This window comes from Pantoea stewartii subsp. stewartii, assembly GCF_008801695.1.
GTDB lineage: Bacteria > Pseudomonadota > Gammaproteobacteria > Enterobacterales > Enterobacteriaceae > Pantoea > Pantoea stewartii.
On record NZ_VZPF01000005.1, the window covers coordinates 48,027 to 67,091 of the forward strand.

Annotated in this window: 14 protein-coding genes and 1 pseudogene; 5 read left to right on the forward strand and 10 right to left on the reverse strand. The window is 55.5% G+C overall.

Annotated elements, in window-relative coordinates:
- The first annotated feature begins 79 nt into the window (after positions 1 to 79).
- The 3 genes from phoP to F7Q90_RS02430 are packed head-to-tail and all read left to right on the forward strand — an operon-like array spanning position 80 to position 3,401.
- Positions 80 to 748, forward strand: coding sequence for a two-component system response regulator PhoP (gene phoP, locus F7Q90_RS02420; protein ID WP_006118861.1), 669 nt, complete (start codon positions 80 to 82; stop codon positions 746 to 748).
- Between the two features lie 2 nt (positions 749 to 750).
- The gene (gene phoQ, locus F7Q90_RS02425; protein WP_044241892.1) at positions 751 to 2,220 is read left to right on the forward strand and encodes a two-component system sensor histidine kinase PhoQ; all 1,470 of its coding nucleotides are present in this window, start codon (positions 751 to 753) and stop codon (positions 2,218 to 2,220) included.
- Positions 2,221 to 2,276: 56 nt separating this feature from the next.
- The gene (locus F7Q90_RS02430; protein WP_006118859.1) at positions 2,277 to 3,401 is read left to right on the forward strand and encodes a ribosomal protein uL16 3-hydroxylase; all 1,125 of its coding nucleotides are present in this window, start codon (positions 2,277 to 2,279) and stop codon (positions 3,399 to 3,401) included.
- 71 nt (positions 3,402 to 3,472) lie between these two features.
- On the opposite strand, the pseudogene pepT reads toward F7Q90_RS02430, so the two are convergent.
- The 5 genes and pseudogenes from pepT to lolC form a co-directional block, all read right to left on the reverse strand.
- Positions 3,473 to 4,702, reverse strand: a pseudogene (gene pepT, locus F7Q90_RS02435) (peptidase T).
- Positions 4,703 to 5,275: 573 nt separating this feature from the next.
- The gene (cobB, locus tag F7Q90_RS02440; RefSeq protein ID WP_006118856.1) at positions 5,276 to 6,109 is read right to left on the reverse strand and encodes a Sir2 family NAD+-dependent deacetylase; all 834 of its coding nucleotides are present in this window, start codon (positions 6,107 to 6,109) and stop codon (positions 5,276 to 5,278) included.
- Positions 6,110 to 6,230: 121 nt separating this feature from the next.
- Positions 6,231 to 7,475 carry a lipoprotein-releasing ABC transporter permease subunit LolE gene (gene lolE, locus F7Q90_RS02445; protein ID WP_006118855.1) on the reverse strand — a complete coding sequence of 415 codons (1,245 nt, stop codon included), beginning with the start codon at positions 7,473 to 7,475 and terminating at the stop codon, positions 6,231 to 6,233.
- The gene (gene lolD, locus F7Q90_RS02450) at positions 7,475 to 8,179 is read right to left on the reverse strand and encodes a lipoprotein-releasing ABC transporter ATP-binding protein LolD (RefSeq protein WP_006118854.1); all 705 of its coding nucleotides are present in this window, start codon (positions 8,177 to 8,179) and stop codon (positions 7,475 to 7,477) included. The genes lolE and lolD overlap by 1 nt, the downstream gene beginning before the upstream one ends.
- A complete protein-coding gene (gene lolC, locus F7Q90_RS02455) occupies positions 8,172 to 9,371 on the reverse strand; it encodes a lipoprotein-releasing ABC transporter permease subunit LolC (RefSeq protein WP_006118853.1) in 1,200 nt (399 codons plus the stop codon). The genes lolD and lolC overlap by 8 nt, the downstream gene beginning before the upstream one ends.
- Before the next feature lie 217 nt (positions 9,372 to 9,588).
- Between lolC and F7Q90_RS26575 the strand changes: the two genes are divergently transcribed.
- Together F7Q90_RS26575 and mfd are read left to right on the forward strand one after the other, a co-directional pair.
- Entirely contained in the window at positions 9,589 to 9,756 is a 168-nt protein-coding gene (locus F7Q90_RS26575) for a hypothetical protein (protein ID WP_167387051.1), read from the forward strand.
- Positions 9,757 to 9,779: 23 nt separating this feature from the next.
- Positions 9,780 to 13,229: a transcription-repair coupling factor gene (gene mfd, locus F7Q90_RS02460; protein WP_006118851.1), complete on the forward strand. Its 3,450-nt coding sequence runs from the start codon at positions 9,780 to 9,782 to the stop codon at positions 13,227 to 13,229.
- A 138-nt stretch (positions 13,230 to 13,367) separates the two neighbouring features.
- Here mfd and F7Q90_RS02465 read toward each other — a convergent pair whose 3' ends face one another.
- From F7Q90_RS02465 to nagZ, 5 genes are all read right to left on the reverse strand, one after another.
- Complete coding sequence (locus F7Q90_RS02465) at positions 13,368 to 14,672, reverse strand: MFS transporter (protein ID WP_006118850.1); 1,305 nt, start codon at positions 14,670 to 14,672, stop codon at positions 13,368 to 13,370.
- 425 nt (positions 14,673 to 15,097) lie between these two features.
- Positions 15,098 to 15,640: a glycine zipper 2TM domain-containing protein gene (locus tag F7Q90_RS02470; protein WP_006118849.1), complete on the reverse strand. Its 543-nt coding sequence runs from the start codon at positions 15,638 to 15,640 to the stop codon at positions 15,098 to 15,100.
- A gap of 276 nt (positions 15,641 to 15,916) precedes the next feature.
- Complete coding sequence (locus F7Q90_RS02475; RefSeq protein WP_006118848.1) at positions 15,917 to 17,221, reverse strand: NAD(P)/FAD-dependent oxidoreductase; 1,305 nt, start codon at positions 17,219 to 17,221, stop codon at positions 15,917 to 15,919.
- A 202-nt stretch (positions 17,222 to 17,423) separates the two neighbouring features.
- Entirely contained in the window at positions 17,424 to 17,966 is a 543-nt protein-coding gene (gene ycfP, locus F7Q90_RS02480; RefSeq protein ID WP_006118847.1) for an alpha/beta hydrolase YcfP, read from the reverse strand.
- A 39-nt stretch (positions 17,967 to 18,005) separates the two neighbouring features.
- On the reverse strand, positions 18,006 to 19,046 hold the full coding sequence (nagZ, locus tag F7Q90_RS02485; protein WP_006118846.1) for a beta-N-acetylhexosaminidase: 1,041 nt from the start codon (positions 19,044 to 19,046) through the stop codon (positions 18,006 to 18,008).
- Between the last annotated feature and the right edge of the window lie 19 nt (positions 19,047 to 19,065).

Genomic DNA, 19,065 nt, shown 5'->3' on the forward strand with positions numbered 1-19,065 from the left:
GGTCTGCGTTAACCTGCTGTTTAATTCATTTCGCTTATACTTATTTAAATTCGTTTCGATCTGATGCTAAGGAAATCCTATGCGTGTTCTGGTTGTGGAAGATAATGCCCTGCTGCGCCACCATCTTTCAGTACAACTGCGAGAAATGGGTCATCAGGTTGATGCTGCTGAAGATGCCAAAGAAGCCGATTATTTTCTCCAGGAACATTTACCTGATATCGCGTTGGTTGATCTGGGCTTACCCGGTGAAGACGGCATGTCGTTAATTCGTCGCTGGCGCAATGATGCCGTGCGTCAGCCTATTCTGGTGCTGACCGCCCGTGAAGGCTGGCAGGCGAAAGTCGAAGCGCTGGAAGCCGGTGCGGATGATTACGTCACAAAACCGTTTCATATTGAAGAAGTTGCCGCACGCCTGCAGGCATTAATGCGCCGCAACAGTGGTCATGCGTCGCAAATTATTGCCATGCCGCCGTTTCAGGTCGATTTATCGCGTCGCGAACTGACGGTGAATGAAAGCCCGGTTAAGCTGACCGCCTTTGAATATACCATCGTGGAAACCTTAATTCGTAATGCGGGCAAAGTGGTGAGTAAAGATTCATTAATGTTGCAGCTGTATCCCGATGCGGAATTGCGTGAAAGCCACACGATCGATGTATTAATGGGCCGCCTGCGCAAAAAAATCCTCGCGCTGCATTCTGACGAAGTTATCGCTACCGTTCGCGGCCAGGGTTACCGCTTTGATCCCTGATGATGTCCTGGCTTAAACGTTATCGCCCTATTTCGCTGCGGACACGCTTTTTACTGGCCTCCGCAGCCATCGTTCTCATTCTCTCGCTTTCTTATGGCATGGTCGCCGTGATTGGCTATGTGGTGAGTTTTGATAAAAACACCTATCGCGTGATGCGAGGCGAGAGTAATTTATTTTTTACCCTGGCACAGTGGAAAGATAATAAGCTGACAATTGCGCAGCCCGAGCGCACCATGCTTAATTTCCCCACCCTGGTATTTATTTATGATGAACACGGCAAGCTGCTCTGGCAGCAGCGTGATGTGCCGGAAATTCGTGAGAAGATTCAACCCGAATGGCTGTTAAAACCTGATTTCTACGAGATTGATACCAACAACAGCACCAGCCGGGCCGCCATGGGCGACAATCTGACGGCACAGCAGCAGCTTCATGCGTGGGATGATAACGACGATGACGATCAGGATACGTTTACCCATTCGGTTGCCGTCAACCGCTACGATGCCACCACCAACCTGCCCGCCCTGACCATTGTGGTGGTCGATACCATTCCACAAGAGCTACAGCATTCCGATGTGGTCTGGTCATGGTTCAGCTATGTTCTGGCCGCTAACCTGATTTTAATTGTCCCGCTGTTCTGGCTGGCGGCGCACTGGAGTTTACGGCCGATTGGGCATCTGACGCTTCAGGTACGCGAACTGGAAACCGGACAGCGTGAAAATCTGGACGATAAGCCCCCGCAGGAGCTGCGTTCGCTGGTGCGTAACCTCAATCTGTTGCTGACCAACGAGCGTCAACGTTACACGCGTTACCGCACGACGCTGGCCGACCTGACCCACAGCCTGAAAACACCGCTGGCGGTCCTGCAAAGTACCCTGCGTTCGCTGCGCGGCGGAAAAGAGTTAACCATCGAACAGGCCGAGCCGGTGATGCTGGAGCAGATCAGCCGCATCTCTCAGCAGGTCGGTTATTACCTGCACCGAGCCAGCATGCAGGCCGATCATAATCCCCTGCAGCGTGATCTGCATTCGGTATCGGGTTTACTGGACAGCCTGTGCTCGGCACTGAATAAAGTGTATCAGCGTAAAGGGGTGGAAATTACCCTGGATATTTCCCCGGAAATCACCTTCTTTGGCGATCAGAACGACTTTATGGAAGTGATGGGCAATGTGCTGGATAACGCCTGCAAATACTGTCTGGAATTTATTGAGGTCAGTGCTCATCAGACCGAAGATGCGCTGCACATTTATATTGATGATGACGGTCCGGGCATTCCGGAAAGTAAACGCGACCTGATTTTCGTGCGGGGACAGCGCGTCGACACCATGCGACCAGGCCAGGGGCTCGGGCTGGCCGTGGTGCGAGATATCCTTGAGCAGTACGCCGGTAATGTCATCGCCTCCAGCAGCCCGTTAGGCGGTGCGCGCATGGAAGTCGTATTTCAGCGTCAGGAAATGGAACATCGCCGCGAGTAGTTCAGGCTGCGGGCTGTTATACTTGCAGGTATTTTCAGCCCTTAGCGGACTTTCTTATGGATTATCAGCTCGATCTCAACTGGCCCGATTTTATTCAGCGTTACTGGCAAAAGCGCCCGGTAGTGCTGAAGCGTGGCTTTAAAAATTTTATCGATCCCATTTCGCCGGATGAACTGGCGGGCTTAGCCATGGAAAATGAGGTCGACAGTCGGCTGGTCAGCCAGCCAAACGGAAAGTGGCAGGTCAGCCATGGTCCATTTGAAAGCTACGATCACCTGGGCGAAAACAACTGGTCACTGCTGGTTCAGGCGGTCAATCACTGGCATGAGCCCTCTGCCGCGCTGATGCGCCCTTTCCGCTTTCTGCCGGACTGGCGCATTGACGATCTGATGATCTCGTTCTCCGTGCCCGGCGGCGGCGTGGGTCCGCATTTCGATCAGTACGATGTGTTTATTATTCAGGGCACCGGCCGCCGCCGCTGGCGCGTCGGGGAAAAAGTGCCGATGAAACAGCACTGCCCGCATCCTGACCTGCTGCAGGTCGAGCCGTTTGACGCCATTATCGATGAAGAAATGGAACCGGGCGATATTCTCTATATTCCGCCGGGTTTCCCGCATGAAGGCTACTCCCTCGAAAATGCGCTGAACTACTCTGTAGGGTTCCGCGCGCCCAGCGGACGTGAACTCATCAGCGGCTTCGCCGATTATGCGCTGGCCAACGAGCTGGGCAGCCTGCGTTATACCGATCCCGATGTGCCTTCGCGCGACTGCCCGTCGCTGATTTTGCCTGAAGAAGTGGAAGGCTTACGCAAGGTGATGCTGGATGTGGTGAATCAGCCTGCGCATTTTGAGCAGTGGCTGGGCGAATTTATTTCACAATCACGCCACGAACTTGACGTTGCGCCACCGGAACCGCCTTATCAGCCCGATGAAATCTATGATGCGCTGCAACAGGGCGATGTATTGTCCCGTCTGGGTGGATTACGCGTCCTGACGCTGGGCGATGCGATTTATATCAACGGCGAGCGCGTCGAATGCGCCGATCCGCGCGTGATGTCCGTGCTGGCACATCGTGATGAAATCACCCTGGATGATTTGGGAGAGGCTCTTGACGATCCGGCCGTGCTGGCGCAGATTGCCGGGCTGATTAACGCAGGTTACTGGTATTTCGGCGCTGAATAAACCGCTGGAGAAGTGTTGTTCCCATCCGTTTACGCCGTCTCCTCGCCCGGCCCGGACGAGGAGACGTTGTTTTAACCTTTCTTCTGACCGGCCAGTTCTGCCAGGCGAACGATGACGTCGACGGACTGCGCCATGATGTTCAGCGAGGCAAACTCGTGCTTGCCGTGGTAGTTATAGCCCCCGGTAAACAGGTTTGGACAGGGCAATCCTTTCCATGACAGGGACGAACCGTCAGTACCGCCGCGAATCGGTTTCACCACCGGCTCGATGCCGCAGTCACGCATCGCCTGTAAGGCCAGATCGATAATATGCGGGAAAGGTTCGACTTTTTCGCGCATATTGCGATAGCTGTTGCTGATCTCTACCGTAATACCACAGCCGGGATGCAGGTCTTTATTGATCTCATCCGCAATTTACTGCAGTGTGCGTTTGCGTTGTTCAAACGCCTCGGTATCAAAATCACGAATGATGTAGTGCAGCTCAGCGTGCTCAACCGTGCCTTTCATCTGGTGCAGATGAAAGAAGCCCTCATAACCGTCTGTCCATTCCGGCTTCTCTTTCGCAGGCAACGCTGCACTGAAACGCGTCGCCAGCTCCAGCGCATTGACCATGACATTTTTCGCAGACCCGGGATGAACATTGTTGCCCACGACTTTCACCAGCGCCGAGGCCGCATTGAAGTTTTCGTATTCAAATTCGCCCAGATCGCTGCCGTCGACGGTATAGGCCCAGTCAGCCGCAAAGCCTTCAACATCGAAATGCGACGTGCCCCGCCCAATCTCTTCGTCTGGGGTAAAGGCAACGCGAATGGCACCGTGCGGAATATCGCCTTCCGCCAGTCTGGCCATGGCCGTCATGATCTCGGCAATGCCCGCTTTATCATCCGCGCCCAGCAGGGTTTTGCCATCGGTGGTGATCAGGGTGTGACCGATAAGCTTATGCAACACGGGGAACATGACCGGTGACAGCACTTCATCACCATTGCCCAACGCGATATCGCCGCCCCGGTAGTTTTCGATGATTTGCGGATTAACATGTTTCGCGGTGAAATCCGGTGAGGTATCCATGTGCGAAATAAAGCCCACCACCGGCGTTGGCCAGTCCACATTGGCCGGTAGCGTGCCCATCACACAACAGTGATCGCTCAGGCTGACATCCACAAAACCCATGGCCAGCAGTTCTTCCTGCAACTGGCGGGCCAGTACCCACTGACCTTCGCTGCTGGGCACCTGACGTGCCTGCGGTTTTGCCTGCGTCTCTACTGCCACATAACGCAAAAAGCGTTCTAATAGTTGCTTCATATGCCATCCTTAAAATTTACCGCCGGTCATTATTGATAAACCGGCAAGACATTGTGTTGCGTCAAATCATTATCGTTCAGGTTAAGGCTGCCGGGACATATTCCGCACGCCAGACAGCATAAAAAAACGGGTAATCGCTGGTTTTTGCGGCGGTTAACGCAATCCTGCCCTGCATCACCCAGATTCAGAGCCAAAACCGGGGCGCGTTTTTTTCCGCTATCGCGGCCCTTTTCTTTGCTGACAGGCTGCCGGGTCAGCAGACAGAAATATTAATAAGGTAAGCACGCACACAGCCGTTTCGGGCTCCTGTAACCTTTGTGATGCGCCCCGGGAAGCATCCGGCTGCGCTTAATCATACGGCGGCGGAGTTTAACGCGACTGAGGATGAGAGGAGGCAGGCAACAGCCGCGTGCCGTTCGGAAACCACACGCAGGCCGTTAACCTGTGCATCAACAGGCGGCCTGACTCCCTGCCGCAGCAGGGCTGCCGTAAACCCTGAGGCCGGCGTGTGGCACGACCGTCTTATTGATGAAAGTGTTTTCTTTCAGGTGTGCGGTGGCATCACACACAAGATTATTTGTGCAGCCCGTGCAACAGCTTATGTACGAAGGCGGGAACCACTTCACTTGCGAGCCCGTAGTGACTTTCGGCAAACTCATTGCCCACCTGGCTGGGCTCCAGATTCAGTTCCACCGTATGCGCGCCTTGCAGCTTTGCCTCATGAACAAAGCCCGCCGCGGGATACACGTGGCATGAGGTGCCGATGGCGATAAACAGATCGGCCTGTTCCAGCGCCTGGTAGATGTCTTCCATACCCAGCGGCATTTCGCCAAACCAGACGACATGGGGGCGCAGGACAGAGGGAAACTGACAGCAGGTACACCGGTCGTTCTCCGTGACGTCTTCCTGCCAGTCGATCACCTGTCCGCTACTGGCACAGCGCACTTTTAACAATTCGCCGTGCATATGCAGCACACGGCTGTTGCCCGCGCGCTCGTGCAAGTTATCGATATTTTGCGTGACAAGGAAAAAGTTGTCGCCCAGCACCTGTTCCAGTTCTGCCAGCGCCAGATGCGCGGCATTGGGCTGGATCTCGGGCTGCTGAAGCTGCTGACGCCGCGCGTTATAAAAGCGCTGCACCAGCGCCGGATCACGTCGGAAACCTTCTGGCGTGGCGACATCTTCAACCCGATGCTCTTCCCATAATCCGTCTGCGGCACGAAAGGTCCTGATACCAGATTCGGCGGATATCCCTGCCCCCGTTAACACGACGATGCGCGGCAACGGGTGCGCCGCCAGTTCGGCCTGACGATCGCGTTCGAAAATACGCTGGCGAAAGCGCTGATGCACTTTCCTGCGTGTTTTCTTCAGGCGGGCAAGTCGTATACGGCGACGAGGTGTACGCATAAAGTCTCCTGGTGCGGTGAGTAAAACGTCCGCAGGTCAATCAACAAAGTTTGGGCCAGTTGGCCCGACAATCCAAAGAACAGGGCCGACAGCGCAGCATGAACGGCGCTGTCTGGTACGACTACTGTCCACTCAGGACACGCGCCGGATCGATGCGGCTGGCGCGCCGTGCGGGATACCAACTTGCCAGCAGGCTTAGCACAATAGCGGTAATCAGTACTGAAAACACGTCCAGCCAGTGCAATTCAGACGGCAGGAAGTCGATGAAGTAGATATCGCCGGCTAACAAATGGTGACCGGTCAGCGTTTCAAGACCTTTCATCAGCGATGTCAGATTCAGCGCCACCAGTACACCGACCACCACGCCGCTCACGCTGCCCAGCAGGCCTGCCAGCAGGCCGTACCAGATAAAAATTGCCCGAATCAGGCCATCTTTTGCGCCCAGCGTCCGCAGAACGGCGATATCACTGCTCTTGTCTTTAACGGCCATCACCAGTGTCGACACAATGTTGAAACAGGCGACGCCGATCACCAGCACCATGGCCAGGTACATGATGGCGCGAATCATCTGGATATCGCGGTACATATAACCGTAGGTGCCAATCCAGCTTTTGATATACACGTAAGCGTGCGTCACTTCACCCGCCGCGCGCACCAGTTTGGCCGCCTGGAAGGGATCGTTCATCTTCAGCGCGATGCCGGTCACGCTGTCACCCATATCCAGATACTGCTGCGCGTCCGCCAGCGGCACCAGAGCCAGGCTGTGATCCAGCATTCCGCTCAGCTGCAAAATACCGCTCACCTGCAGGCGAATACGTTTGGGTTGCAGGAGCTTATTCTCACCGTCGTTGTTCGGGATCATGATGGTGATCCAGTCGCCCTGCTTCACGTTGAGCGCCTTTGCGATACCACCACCGAGGATGATTTGTTGTTTCCCTGCCGCAAAGGATGACCAGGCATTGTCGGTGACAAAAGAAGGTAAGGCACTCAGCCGTGGCTCCTGTGCCGGATCCACGCCTTTCACCTGCAACGCTTCCATCTTCGCGCCACTTTCAATCAGGCCGGTAAAGTTGACATAGGGCGCGGCAGCCGCGATGCCAGGCACCTGCTCAATCGGCGCGATCAATGACTGCCAGCGCTGAAAAGGCTGATTAACGGCTTCGATTTCACCGTGCGGGACCACGGCAAGAATGCGTTTATTCAGCTCACGCTCGAAGCCGTTCATGGCGCTCAGGCTAATGATCAGCACCGCAACGCCGAGTGCAATGCCCACGGTGGAAATCACCGAGATCAGCGACACCATGCCGCCGCGACGACGGCCACGGCTAAAACGCAGCCCCAATAACAGTGATAGCGACGATCCCATCAGACCGCTCCCGCCAGGATAATCTGATCGCTGAGCTGGCCGTCGCGCATTTCCATCTGACGCGTCATGCGTTTTGCCAGATGCAGATCGTGGGTGACCACCAGAAACGCCGTGCCCTGACGCACATTCAGCTCCCCCAGCAGTTCAAAAATGGTATCCGCATTGCGGGCATCCAGGTTACCGGTGGGCTCATCAGCCATGACCAGGCGGGGACGATTCACCAGCGCACGGGCAATCGCCACGCGCTGACGCTCACCACCAGACAGTTCAGACGGACGATGGGCGGCGCGGTGTTCCAGCCCGACGGCGGCCAGCATTTCCCGCGCGCGTGCCTGGGCTTCGCCTTTAGCGGTTTTGCCAATCAGCAGCGGCATCGCGACGTTTTCCAGCGCGCTAAAGTCGGGCAGCAGGTGGTGAAACTGGTAGATAAAGCCCAGTTCGCGGTTACGCAGTTCGGCCTTATCAGAAGAAGACATGCTGTTCAGCGAACGCCCGTCAAACACCACATCGCCCGCAGTGGGCGTATCCAGCCCGCCCAGCAGGTGCAGCAGGGTACTTTTTCCTGACCCTGAACTGCCGACAATCGCCATCAGTTCACCAGGCTGCACATCAAAATTCACGTTGCGCAGTACGTCGGTCTGTACGCTGCCTTCCTGATAGCGTTTGCACAGGTCGCGGCACTGCAACAAAGGAGAGTTACTCATAGCGTAAAGCCTCAGCGGGTTGTACGGCGGCAGCGCGCCATGAAGGGTAAAGCGTAGAAAGCAGCGCACTCACCATTGCGCTGAAAGCGATAGTCACCACCTGCCACAGATTAATATCCACAGGCAGCGCGGCACCGTCCAAAAACAGGCCAATGACCGGCATCAGGTTATTAAGCTGGCTGGCTAACAGGACGCCAAGCAGCGCCCCGAGCAACGTGCCAATAATCCCGGCACTGGCACCCTGCACCATAAAAACGGCGACAATCTGACGGCGGGTTAATCCCTGGGTTTGCAGAATGGCCACTTCACCTTGCTTCTCCATGATCAGCAGGCCCAGCGAGGTGATGATATTGAAGGCCGCAACGGCAATGATCAGGCTCAGTAGCAGCCCCATCATGTTTTTCTCCATACGCACGGCCTGGAATAAATCCCCTTTGCGTTCGCGCCAGTCTTTCCAGACCATGCCCGCGGGCAGAGCCTGTTGGCTCACGCTGTCAACCTCAAGCGGCTTATCCAGCCACAGACGCCAGCCGGTGATGTTGCCCGCGGGATAGCGCATAATGCGCGACGCATCCTGCTGGTTAACCAAAATCTGATAGCCATCAACTTCGCTGTTAGCCGCATACGTGCCCGCCACGGTAAACAGGCGCTGGCTCGGCACGCGCCCCATGGGCGTGAACTGGCTGACGGACGGCACCATCAGGCGGATCTGATCACCCCGTTTCACGCCCAGCTGCGAGGCCAGTTGTTCGCCCAGGATGACGTTATACTGACCGGGCTGTAACACGCTTTGCGGCGTGTTAACGAGAAAAGGCGTCAGGGGATCCTTTTCGTCCGGCTGGATCCCCAGCATCACCCCGACTGAGACGTTGTGTGCACTTTGCAGCACCACATTACCGGTGGTCAGCGGCGCGATGCGGTCAACGCCGTTGAGCTTGAGCGCAGAGGCAGGGAATTGCTGCGGATTGATGCTGCCAGTGTTGCTGGTGATCAGCGCCTGTGGCATCAGGCCCAGGATGTTGCCCTCAAGCTCGCGCTCGAAACCGTTCATCACAGACAGCACAGTAATCATGGCCAGCACGCCAAGCGTGATACCAATGGTGGAGAGCCAGGAGACAAAGCGACCGAAACGATCCGCTGCTCTTCCGCGCATGTAGCGCAGACCGATAAATAGCGCGACAGGTTGATACATGGTATCCAATGTGCAGTTGCTGGAAAATAAGTAGAGAGGATGATAAAGGAGCTGTGCACTTTATGAAACCTCTAACCCTCTGAGTCTGCTGCAAAGTTGTATCAGAATAGGTTAGCAGACGGTTTGATGCACAGGATTAAGCCACAAAGATGATGTTTATCGTACGATCATTCACGCCCCACATCGGTATACTTATTCGGGTAAAGCGGTGACGGCTATGACCGTGACTCTGATGTACCCGATTCACTTTCCTGCGAGCCCTGTTCGCAAAAAAGATTTACACACAGCAACCCTTCTGCATCGCCTGCTTCAGGCGAAGCGGCAGAAAAAATCTGCCGCAGAGGTGATCCCCATGGCGTATTATGGAATGATGACGCCTTGGTAAAAATGGAGCAACCTCGAGATCACATGTCCGAACCGACTCGCTATACCCTGCCCGTGAAATCAGGCGACCAACGCCTGCTCGGTCAGCTGACTGGCGCTGCGCACGCGGTTGAGTGTGCCAGCATCACTGAGCGCCATGCAGGTCCGGTGTTAATGATTACACCCGATACGCAAACCGCTCTGCGTCTGCTGGACGAGATTCGTCAGTTTACCGATTTACCTGTTACCCACCTTGCGGACTGGGAAACGCTGCCTTATGACAGCTTCTCACCCCACCAGGATATTATCTCGGCACGTCTGTCCACCCTGTATCAGTTGCCCACGCTGCAACGCGGCATGCTGATTATGCCGGTCAACACGCTGATGCAGCGTGTTTGTCCTCACAGCTACCTGCACGGTCATGCGCTGGTGATGCAGCAGGGCCAGAAACTGTCACGCGACCGCCTGCGCGACCAGCTTGACCAGACCGGCTATCGCCATGTCGATCAGGTGATGGAGCACGGCGAGTACGCCACACGCGGCGCCCTGCTCGATCTGTTCCCGATGGGCAGTGATCAGCCCTACCGTATCGATTTTTTTGATGACGAGATCGACAGCCTGCGCCTGTTTGATGTCGACAGCCAGCGAACGCTGGAAGCCGTTCCCGCCATTAATTTGCTGCCGGCCCATGAATTTCCCAGCGATAAAACAGCCATTGAACTGTTCCGTAGCCGCTGGCGTGAAAACTTTGATGTGCGCCGTGAGGCAGAGCATATTTATCAGCAGGTGAGCAAAGGCACCCTGCCGACCGGTATTGAATACTGGCAACCGCTGTTCTTCGACCAGCCGTTACCGTCGCTGTTTAGCTATCTGCCTGACAACACGTTGATCGTGAACTGTGGCGATCTGGAAGGTAGTGCCGAGCGCTTCTGGCAGGATGCGAATGCGCGTTACGAAAACCGCCGTGTCGATCCCATGCGCCCGCTGCTGGAGCCGACCACGCTGTGGCTGCGCCCGGATGCCTTAATGGGGGAACTCAAAGCCTGGCCGCGTATCCGTATGACCCATGAGGTGCTGCCGGCCAGGGCCGCCAATACCAACCTGGGCTATGAATCCCTGCCCGATCTGTCCGTTCAGGCGCAGGCGAAAGCGCCGCTGGATCATTTACGTCAGTTCCTGGAACAGTTTACCGGTGATGTGGTGTTTTCCGTTGAAAGCGAAGGCCGCCGTGAAAGCCTGCAGGAGTTGCTGGCGCGCATTAAAGTACGGCCGAAACCCATTCGTCATCTGCGCGAGGCCCGGGAGGCACAGTATGGTCTGATGATCGGTGCCAGCGAGCGGGGCTTTGTGGATACACAGGGGAAGCTGGCTTTCATCTGTGAAAGCGATTTGCTGGGCGAACGCATCAGCCGCCGCCGCCAGGATACGCGCCGCACCATTAATCCGGACATCCTGATTCGCAACCTGGCGGAACTGCATCCGGGCCAGCCTGTGGTGCACCTTGAACACGGCGTCGGGCGCTACATCGGCCTGACCACGCTGGAAGCCGGCGGCATTCAGGCAGAGTATTTGATGCTCTCCTATGCCAATGACGCCAAGTTGTACGTCCCGGTTTCCTCCCTGCATCTTATCAGTCGTTATGCCGGCGGTGCCGACGAAAATGCACCGCTGCATAAACTGGGCAGCGATGCCTGGTCGCGCGCGCGGCAGAAAGCGGCGGAGAAAGTGCGCGACGTGGCCGCTGAACTGCTGGATATCTATGCTCAGCGTGCCGCTAAGGCCGGGTTTGCCTTCAAACATGACCGTGAGCAGTATCAACTGTTCTGCGAAAGTTTTCCGTTTGAAACCACACCCGATCAAACCCAGGCCATCAATGCCGTGTTAAGTGACATGTGCCAGCCGCTGGCCATGGATCGTCTGGTGTGCGGTGATGTGGGCTTTGGTAAAACCGAAGTCGCCATGCGCGCGGCCTTCCTGGCGGTGGAGAACAACAAGCAGGTGGCGGTGCTGGTTCCCACCACCCTGCTGGCTCAGCAGCATTACGATAATTTCCGTGACCGCTTCGCTAACTGGCCGGTGCGCATCGAAATGCTGTCACGCTTCCGCAGCGCCAAAGAGCAGAATCAGATTTTGCAGGAGGCCAGCGAAGGCAAAATTGATGTGCTGATTGGCACTCACAAGCTGTTGATGAGCGACATTAAGTGGCACGATCTGGGCTTACTGATCGTCGATGAAGAACACCGCTTTGGCGTGCGTCATAAAGAGCGCATCAAGGCGATGCGCGCCGATGTGGATATCCTTACGCTGACCGCCACGCCGATTCCCCGTACGCTGAATATGGCCATGAGCGGGATGCGCGACCTGTCCATCATCGCCACGCCACCCGCGCGTCGTCTGGCGGTAAAAACCTTTGTACGGGAATACGACGACTTAGTGATTCGCGAAGCCATTTTGCGTGAAATTTTGCGCGGTGGTCAGGTCTATTACCTGTATAACGATGTCGAAAATATCGAGAAAGCCTCGCAGCGGCTGGCGGAACTGGTGCCGGAAGCGCGCATTGCCATTGGTCACGGACAGATGCGCGAACGCGATCTGGAACGGGTGATGAATGACTTCCATCATCAGCGTTTCAATGTTCTGGTATGTACCACCATCATCGAAACCGGCATTGATATTCCGACGGCGAATACCATCATTATTGAACGGGCCGATCACTTCGGGCTGGCACAGCTACATCAGTTGCGTGGTCGCGTGGGCCGGTCGCACCATCAGGCTTATGCCTGGCTGCTGACCCCACATCCCAAAGCCATGACGACCGACGCGCAAAAACGTCTGGAAGCCATCGCCTCCCTGGAAGATCTGGGGGCAGGCTTTGCGCTGGCTACGCACGATCTCGAAATTCGGGGTGCCGGTGAACTGCTGGGTGAAGAGCAAAGTGGTCAGATGGAAACCCTGGGCTTCTCGCTGTACATGGAACTGCTGGAAAATGCGGTCGATGCATTGAAAGCCGGTCGCGAGCCTTCGCTGGAAGATCTCACCAGTAACCAGACCGAAGTGGAACTGCGCATGCCTGCCCTGCTGCCAGAAGACTTTATTCCGGACGTGAATACCCGTTTATCGCTGTATAAACGCGTAGCCAGTGCCGAAACGGAAGAGGAGTTGCAGGAGCTGAAGGTGGAAATGATCGATCGCTTCGGTCTGTTACCCGATCCGGCGCGTAATCTGCTGGACATCGCCGTGCTGCGCATGAAAGCGCGAGTGGTGGGCGTGCGCAAAATTGAAGCCAGCGACAAAGGCGGTTATTTTGATTTTGCTCCGCATAACAGTGTCGATCCGGCCTGGCTGATTGGTCTGCTGCAGAAAGATGCAAAGCAGTGGAAACTGGAAGGTCCGACACGGTTACGCTTTACCCGTGAGCTGACGGAACGAAAGGTGCGCATGGACTGGGTGCAGTCATTTATGAACCAGTTACTGGAAAATCAGGTCGCGTCTTAACCTCGCTCATCGTTTTGCTTCATTGTGCTGACAAGCCGCCTTACGGCGGCTTTTTTTATGGTTGGCTGAGAAGTGCGTTTCATGCGCCTGTTTCCGCCGCCACGCTTTTCATCAGGAGCGTGCATTCATGCCGTGGTGTCAGACAGGCTTTTTATGCGGATCACGCGGTGACTGACGTCGGCCAATCAACAGCGCGCCAAGGCAGGCACAGGACGTGACCAGCATCAGGGGCGTCAGCGCATAGGTAAAACTCCCCGTACTGGTGCGAATTAAGCCAATTAGCCAGGTGCCCACAAACACACCCAGATTATTAAGGGCATTGATTTGCCCGATGACCACAGCCGCCGCGCTGGCGGGGATCATCTCGGTTGCCATCGCCCAGAACGGGCCCTTAATCATCGACGCTGCGGTAATGGTCAGGCAAAGCACCATCAGCATCGGCCAGAGATGGGTAACATACATGCTGGCCGCAAGACCGGTCGCTCCCAGCAATAACGGAAAAGCGGTGTGCAGACGACGCTCGCCTGTCTGGTCAGAGTGACGTCCCCACAGATACATGGCCAGGCTCGCCACCGCGAACGGAATGGCATTGACTAAGCCAATCTGAATAACGCTCAGGTTAAAGGTTTTAATGATTTGAGGTTGCCATAATGCCAGACCATTGGTAACGGCGGTTCCGCCCAGATAAATAAGCGTCAGCAGCAGCACGTGCGGACTGAACAACGTGGCGAACAGGCTGACGCGCGGGGTTGTCGGGGCGGCACTTTTCTGCTCTTCCGCCATCGTATGACGTAACCAGCTGCTTTCCTGCGGGCTCAGCCATTTAGCCTCCAGAGGCTGCCTCGGCAACATCAGAAAGGTCAGGAAGCCCAGCGCGACAGCCGGCGCACCTTCAAGGATAAATAACCAATGCCAGCCACGCAGGTTCATCAGGCCATCGAAATTAAGCAGTGCGGCGGACAGTGGTGAACCCAGCACGCTGGACACCGGCAGTGCCATCATCAGGATGGCCACCATTTGTCCGCGATAACGTTTGGGAAAACAAAGCGTAAAGTAATAAATGACGCCCGGGAAAAAGCCGGCTTCCGCGATCCCCAGTAAAAACCGGAGAAGATAAAAAGATACCGGGCCCTGCGCCATTGACATGCCCGCCGCCAGCAATCCCCATGCAATCATGACGGCAGACAGCCAGCGGGTTGCGCCCACTTTTGTCATCACCATATTGCAGGGCACGGCGAAAAGGCAGTAGGCAAAGAAAAACAGCCCTGCACCCAGGCCGTATGCGGCAGCGGATAAGCCGATGTCGCCATTCATTTGTAATGCCGCAAAGCCGACGTTGACGCGGTCCAGGGACGCCAGAAAATAGCCTACCGTAAACAGCGGCATCAGCCGCCATGCCATCTTGCGCACCGTGCTGTGCTCGACTGAGGTGTTATCACGCATTGAACTGCTCCCTTTTACTTTTGCACCGAAGCAAACCGGTTTTGTTATCAACGGTTAGCCTGCTTTCTCAATGCATTTGATAAGAAAGAGTAATTAAGCGTAATGCTCTTTCCCTGACTGTGCACTTTGTTCTAAATATGTAAAAATCCAGCAAGTAATGTGTTACAAAAACTGTCCTGACGTGACTGTCTGTGAATCGCGTGAATGAAAATGTCAGCCTGACGCCGCCGCTTTAACGCAGTCGTATTTACCGGGCAGCCGGGATCTGATGCATAAGGTCAGCCATGCACGGCGAGCAGCCTGGAAGAGGCTATCGTTCGGTTGCGCGCTTTAGCGTTCGGATAAGCAAAAAAAAGCGCATCCGGAGATGCGCTTATCATTTTTGTTATGTGTACTGTGTGACCGCAGTGCGGCAAGCTTTGCCCTTAAGCCTTGTCGCCGTTCAGGATCAATTGTCCGTTACGGTCAACCGGAATACGCGTACCCGGATCGTTTTCCATACGGATTTTACCCTGCTGGTCGCCGACCTTGTAGGTTACGTCATAACCCAGCATCTTTTCTTGTTTGTCGTATACGGTTCTGCAACGCTGTTCAGACGTCGTGTAGGTATCACGATCCTGCAGGCCGCCCTGAACTTGGTTACCGGCATAACCGCCTGCCAGCGCACCGGCTACCGTTGCGACATCGCGTCCGCGACCACCGCCAAACTGATGACCCAGCACACCGCCCGCTACCGCACCCAGTACTGAACCGGCGATACGGTTTTCATCCTGAACCGGACGACGATGCGTCAGCGTCACGTTACGACATTCCTGACGCGGTTGTTTGATAGATTCTTTTATTGGTGTTGCTGACAGCACCTGTGCGTATTGAGGACCGCGGTCAAACACGTTAATGCTTGCTACGGCGGCAACACCCAGTGCCGCTGCCACGCCAATACCGATACCCGCTAACATTGATTTATTCACAGGAAGTTCCTCCTGAAAGTGTTACCGCGCATTCCTGCCGCTGGATATCCCTCACAGCACTGGCAGAACCGGCGTGCGCGACTCGCCGTTTGGTTGAGATAAGTTTTACAGATGTAAAGCTTTTGCAATATCGGAATTTGGGAAGAAAATCGCGCCAACAGTGGTACTACCACGTTTTCGGAGAGTTCTGAACAGGAATGACAGCGTAAAATCGTGCGCGGGTTTCGCCACCGGAACAGCACCGGTGGCGAAGTCAGGCGAATCCGCCCCGTACTCTTAGTGCAGTTTCAGCCGGGGGCGAATCACCCGGTTCAGGCTCCCCACCACCATCATCAGGCCAGTTTTGATATAGCCATGCAGGGCGACCTGATGCATGCGGTACAGGGAGATATAGACAACACGGGCGATGCGCCCTTCAATCATCATAGAGCCACGCATCAGGTTGCCCATCAGGCTTCCTACCGTACTAAAGCGCGACAGCGACACCAGCGAGCCGTGGTCTTTATAGACGTAGGCTTTCAACGGCTTGCCCCGGTACTGCAGCAGGATGTTATCCAGCGCACAGGACGCCATCTGGTGAGCTGACTGCGCACGCGGTGGTACGAATCCGCCACCCGGCAAGGCACAGGAGGCGCAGTCGCCGATAGCGTAGATATCCTCATCCAGCGTGGTTTGCAGCGTGTCTTTGACCACCAGTTGATTAATGCGATTCGTTTCCAGTCCACCGATGCCTTTCATAAAATCAGGCGCTTTGATGCCCGCTGCCCAGACCATTAAATCGGCTTCGATAAATTCGCCGCTCTTCGTGTGCAGGCCCTGCTTATCTGCGCTGGTGACCATCGTTTGTGTCAGCACGCGAACACCCAGCTTTGACAGTTCCTGATGGGCCGCCGCCGAAATACGCGGTGGTAAGGCTGGCAGGATACGTTCGCCCGCTTCCACCAGCGTTACGTTCAGCGCTTCGCTGTCGAGCGCCTTATAGCCATAGCTGTGCAGTTGCTTCACGGCATTATGCAGCTCCGCCGACAGCTCAACGCCTGTTGCTCCGCCCCCGACGATGGCGATATTGACCTTCTCCAGCGCCCCTTCACTGGCCGAGAATTTCAGGAACAGGTTGAGCATTTCGTTATGGAAACGGCGAGCCTGGTGCGGGTTATCGAGAAAAATGCAGTGATCTTTGACGCCCGGCGTCCCAAAGTCGTTTGAGGTACTGCCCAGCGCCATCACCAGCGTGTCGTAGGCCAGTTCGCGCAGGGGCACTAATACGTCCCCCTGCGCATTGACCACTTCGGCCAGCTGAATCACTTTCTTTTCGCGGTTGATGTTAGTGAGCGAACCCAGCTGGAACTGGAAACCGTGATTACGGGCATGCGCCAGATAACTCAGCGCATCAATCCCCTCATCCATCGATCCGGTAGCGACTTCATGCAGCAGCGGCTTCCACAAGTGACTGTGGTTGCGATCGACCAGAATAATCTCGGCTTTCTTTTTACGCCCCAGCTTGTGGCCCAGTTGCGTGGCCATTTCCAGCCCGCCGGCACCGCCGCCAACAATAACAATTTTCTTAACAGATGCAGTCAACAAGGACCCCCTCAAATTGTGAACCAAAAGTTAATCAATGGTTAAATTAAACCTTAATAAACATAGGGTTGGCGACATAACATCGCTATCTGAAGGCAGAATACCATGACGCCCCCGGATGGGCCTCAGAAAATTGATGTACATCAAATTTAGCAGACTGTTCCTGGCATAGAGCCCGGCATCGTGCGGTTGCCGCGTTGTGTTAAACGGTGGTTTTGAAGGCGTTGATTCGCTGGAGATGGGGCGAGAGATTCCTGAACTTATGGCTTTCGCTTTCGTCCCAGATAAGGGGGTAATAAGGCTGGAGCAGCGTCGCGGTGCGCTGGCTGTCAAGCGCCTCATCATGACGCGCTAAAATGGTCAGGCAGCGGTCACGATTACGCTCGCGAAAATCGCTGACGCACTTGGTGGCTATATCCAGGTACTCTTCAGGACGATCAATCCTGCCTTCCATGGTCTCGAAGGGAAAGAGGTTGGGATTAAACAGGACCTGACGGATACCGCATAAAAAACCAATACGCTCGGACCAGTAGCCTCCTAAGCCGACCCCGCAGATCAGCGGACGGGGATCATCACTGAGGCCCAGCATTTTATCCGTTTCTTTCAGCAGAAATTGCATGTCATGTTTAGGATGACGGGTGCTGTAACTGATGAGTCTGACATCAGGATCGATAAACTGCAGTTGCAACACCTTTTCGTGGTTGCCCGGGCTCGTCGCGTCAAAACCGTGCAGATAAATAATCATGTTTATCCTCTATGGCTGTCGCGCCGGGCAACCTGATGGCTATAACGCGGCTTTATGTGCCAGCCAGCGCGCCTGTAGCGCACTGAGCTGCTGCGCATTGTCTTTCCAGCGGCGACTCGCTTTCAGGCTCTCCCGGCTCAGGGTTCCACGATGATACAACTGCATGACAGGCTCCGCTTCGATCAGGGTCAAATTATCTATTAAACTGACGGCGCCCTTGCGATCGTTACAAACCAGAACCATGTCACAACCGGCAGACAGTGACTGCTGCGCACGCTCCGCATAGCTGCCCATCACGGCGGCACCTTCCATGGAGAGATCGTCAGAGAAAATAACGCCCTTAAAGCCCAGTTCCTGGCGTAACACCGTTTTCAGCCAGTAGGGTGATCCGCTGGCAGGAAGCGGGTCCGCTTCGCTGTAGATCACATGGGCAGGCATAATGGCATCCAGCGCCTGTTCATGAATCAGCGTACGAAAAATGGCCATATCGTGCTCGCGCACCTCGGCTTCACGGCGATTGTCACGCGGGGTTTCTTTATGGGAATCTGCGCTGACCGCACCATGACCGGGGAAATGCTTACCGGTCGTCTTCATTCCCGCCTCATGCATACCGGCAATAAAGCGGCGCGCTATCGCGAGGGCGCTCTGCGGATCCGCGTGAAATGACCGGTCGCCAATGGCCGCACTGATGTGGCCGATATCCAGCACCGGCGCAAAGCTGATGTCGATATCCATCGCTATCATTTCGGCGGCCATCTGCCAGCCTGCCTGCTGGGCCAACTCCCCTGCCGTGCTCATATCGTGGAGCGCAGCAAAAGACTGCATCGCCGGTAGTGTGGTGAAGCCGTCACGAAAACGCTGTACCCGACCACCTTCCTGATCGACGGCCACAACCAGACGAGTGTGCGACGCGGCGCGGATCTGACGGACCAGCTCGGCCAGTTGCGCCGGATCGTGGTAATTGCGGGCAAAAAGAATCACGCCACCCACCAGCGGATGGCGCAGTATGTCGCGCTCTTCGGCATCCAGCTCGAAACGCTCAACGTCCAGCATGAGTGGGCCGGGAAAACGTATTGTCATAACCTGTATCCTGTCTCTC

Excerpts from the sequence above, each read along its gene's own strand:
- phoP (WP_006118861.1), top strand. The coding sequence starts at position 80 with ATGCGTGTTCTGGTTGTGGAAGATAATGCCCTGCTGCGCCACCATCTT.
- phoQ (WP_044241892.1), top strand. The coding sequence starts at position 751 with ATGTCCTGGCTTAAACGTTATCGCCCTATTTCGCTGCGGACACGCTTT.
- F7Q90_RS02430 (WP_006118859.1), top strand. The coding sequence starts at position 2,277 with ATGGATTATCAGCTCGATCTCAACTGGCCCGATTTTATTCAGCGTTAC.
- cobB (WP_006118856.1), bottom strand. The coding sequence starts at position 6,109 with ATGCGTACACCTCGTCGCCGTATACGACTTGCCCGCCTGAAGAAAACA.
- lolE (WP_006118855.1), bottom strand. The coding sequence starts at position 7,475 with ATGGGATCGTCGCTATCACTGTTATTGGGGCTGCGTTTTAGCCGTGGC.
- lolD (WP_006118854.1), bottom strand. The coding sequence starts at position 8,179 with ATGAGTAACTCTCCTTTGTTGCAGTGCCGCGACCTGTGCAAACGCTAT.
- lolC (WP_006118853.1), bottom strand. The coding sequence starts at position 9,371 with ATGTATCAACCTGTCGCGCTATTTATCGGTCTGCGCTACATGCGCGGA.
- F7Q90_RS26575 (WP_167387051.1), top strand. The coding sequence starts at position 9,589 with ATGACCGTGACTCTGATGTACCCGATTCACTTTCCTGCGAGCCCTGTT.
- mfd (WP_006118851.1), top strand. The coding sequence starts at position 9,780 with ATGTCCGAACCGACTCGCTATACCCTGCCCGTGAAATCAGGCGACCAA.
- F7Q90_RS02465 (WP_006118850.1), bottom strand. The coding sequence starts at position 14,672 with ATGCGTGATAACACCTCAGTCGAGCACAGCACGGTGCGCAAGATGGCA.
- ycfP (WP_006118847.1), bottom strand. The coding sequence starts at position 17,966 with ATGATTATTTATCTGCACGGTTTTGACGCGACGAGCCCGGGCAACCAC.
- nagZ (WP_006118846.1), bottom strand. The coding sequence starts at position 19,046 with ATGACAATACGTTTTCCCGGCCCACTCATGCTGGACGTTGAGCGTTTC.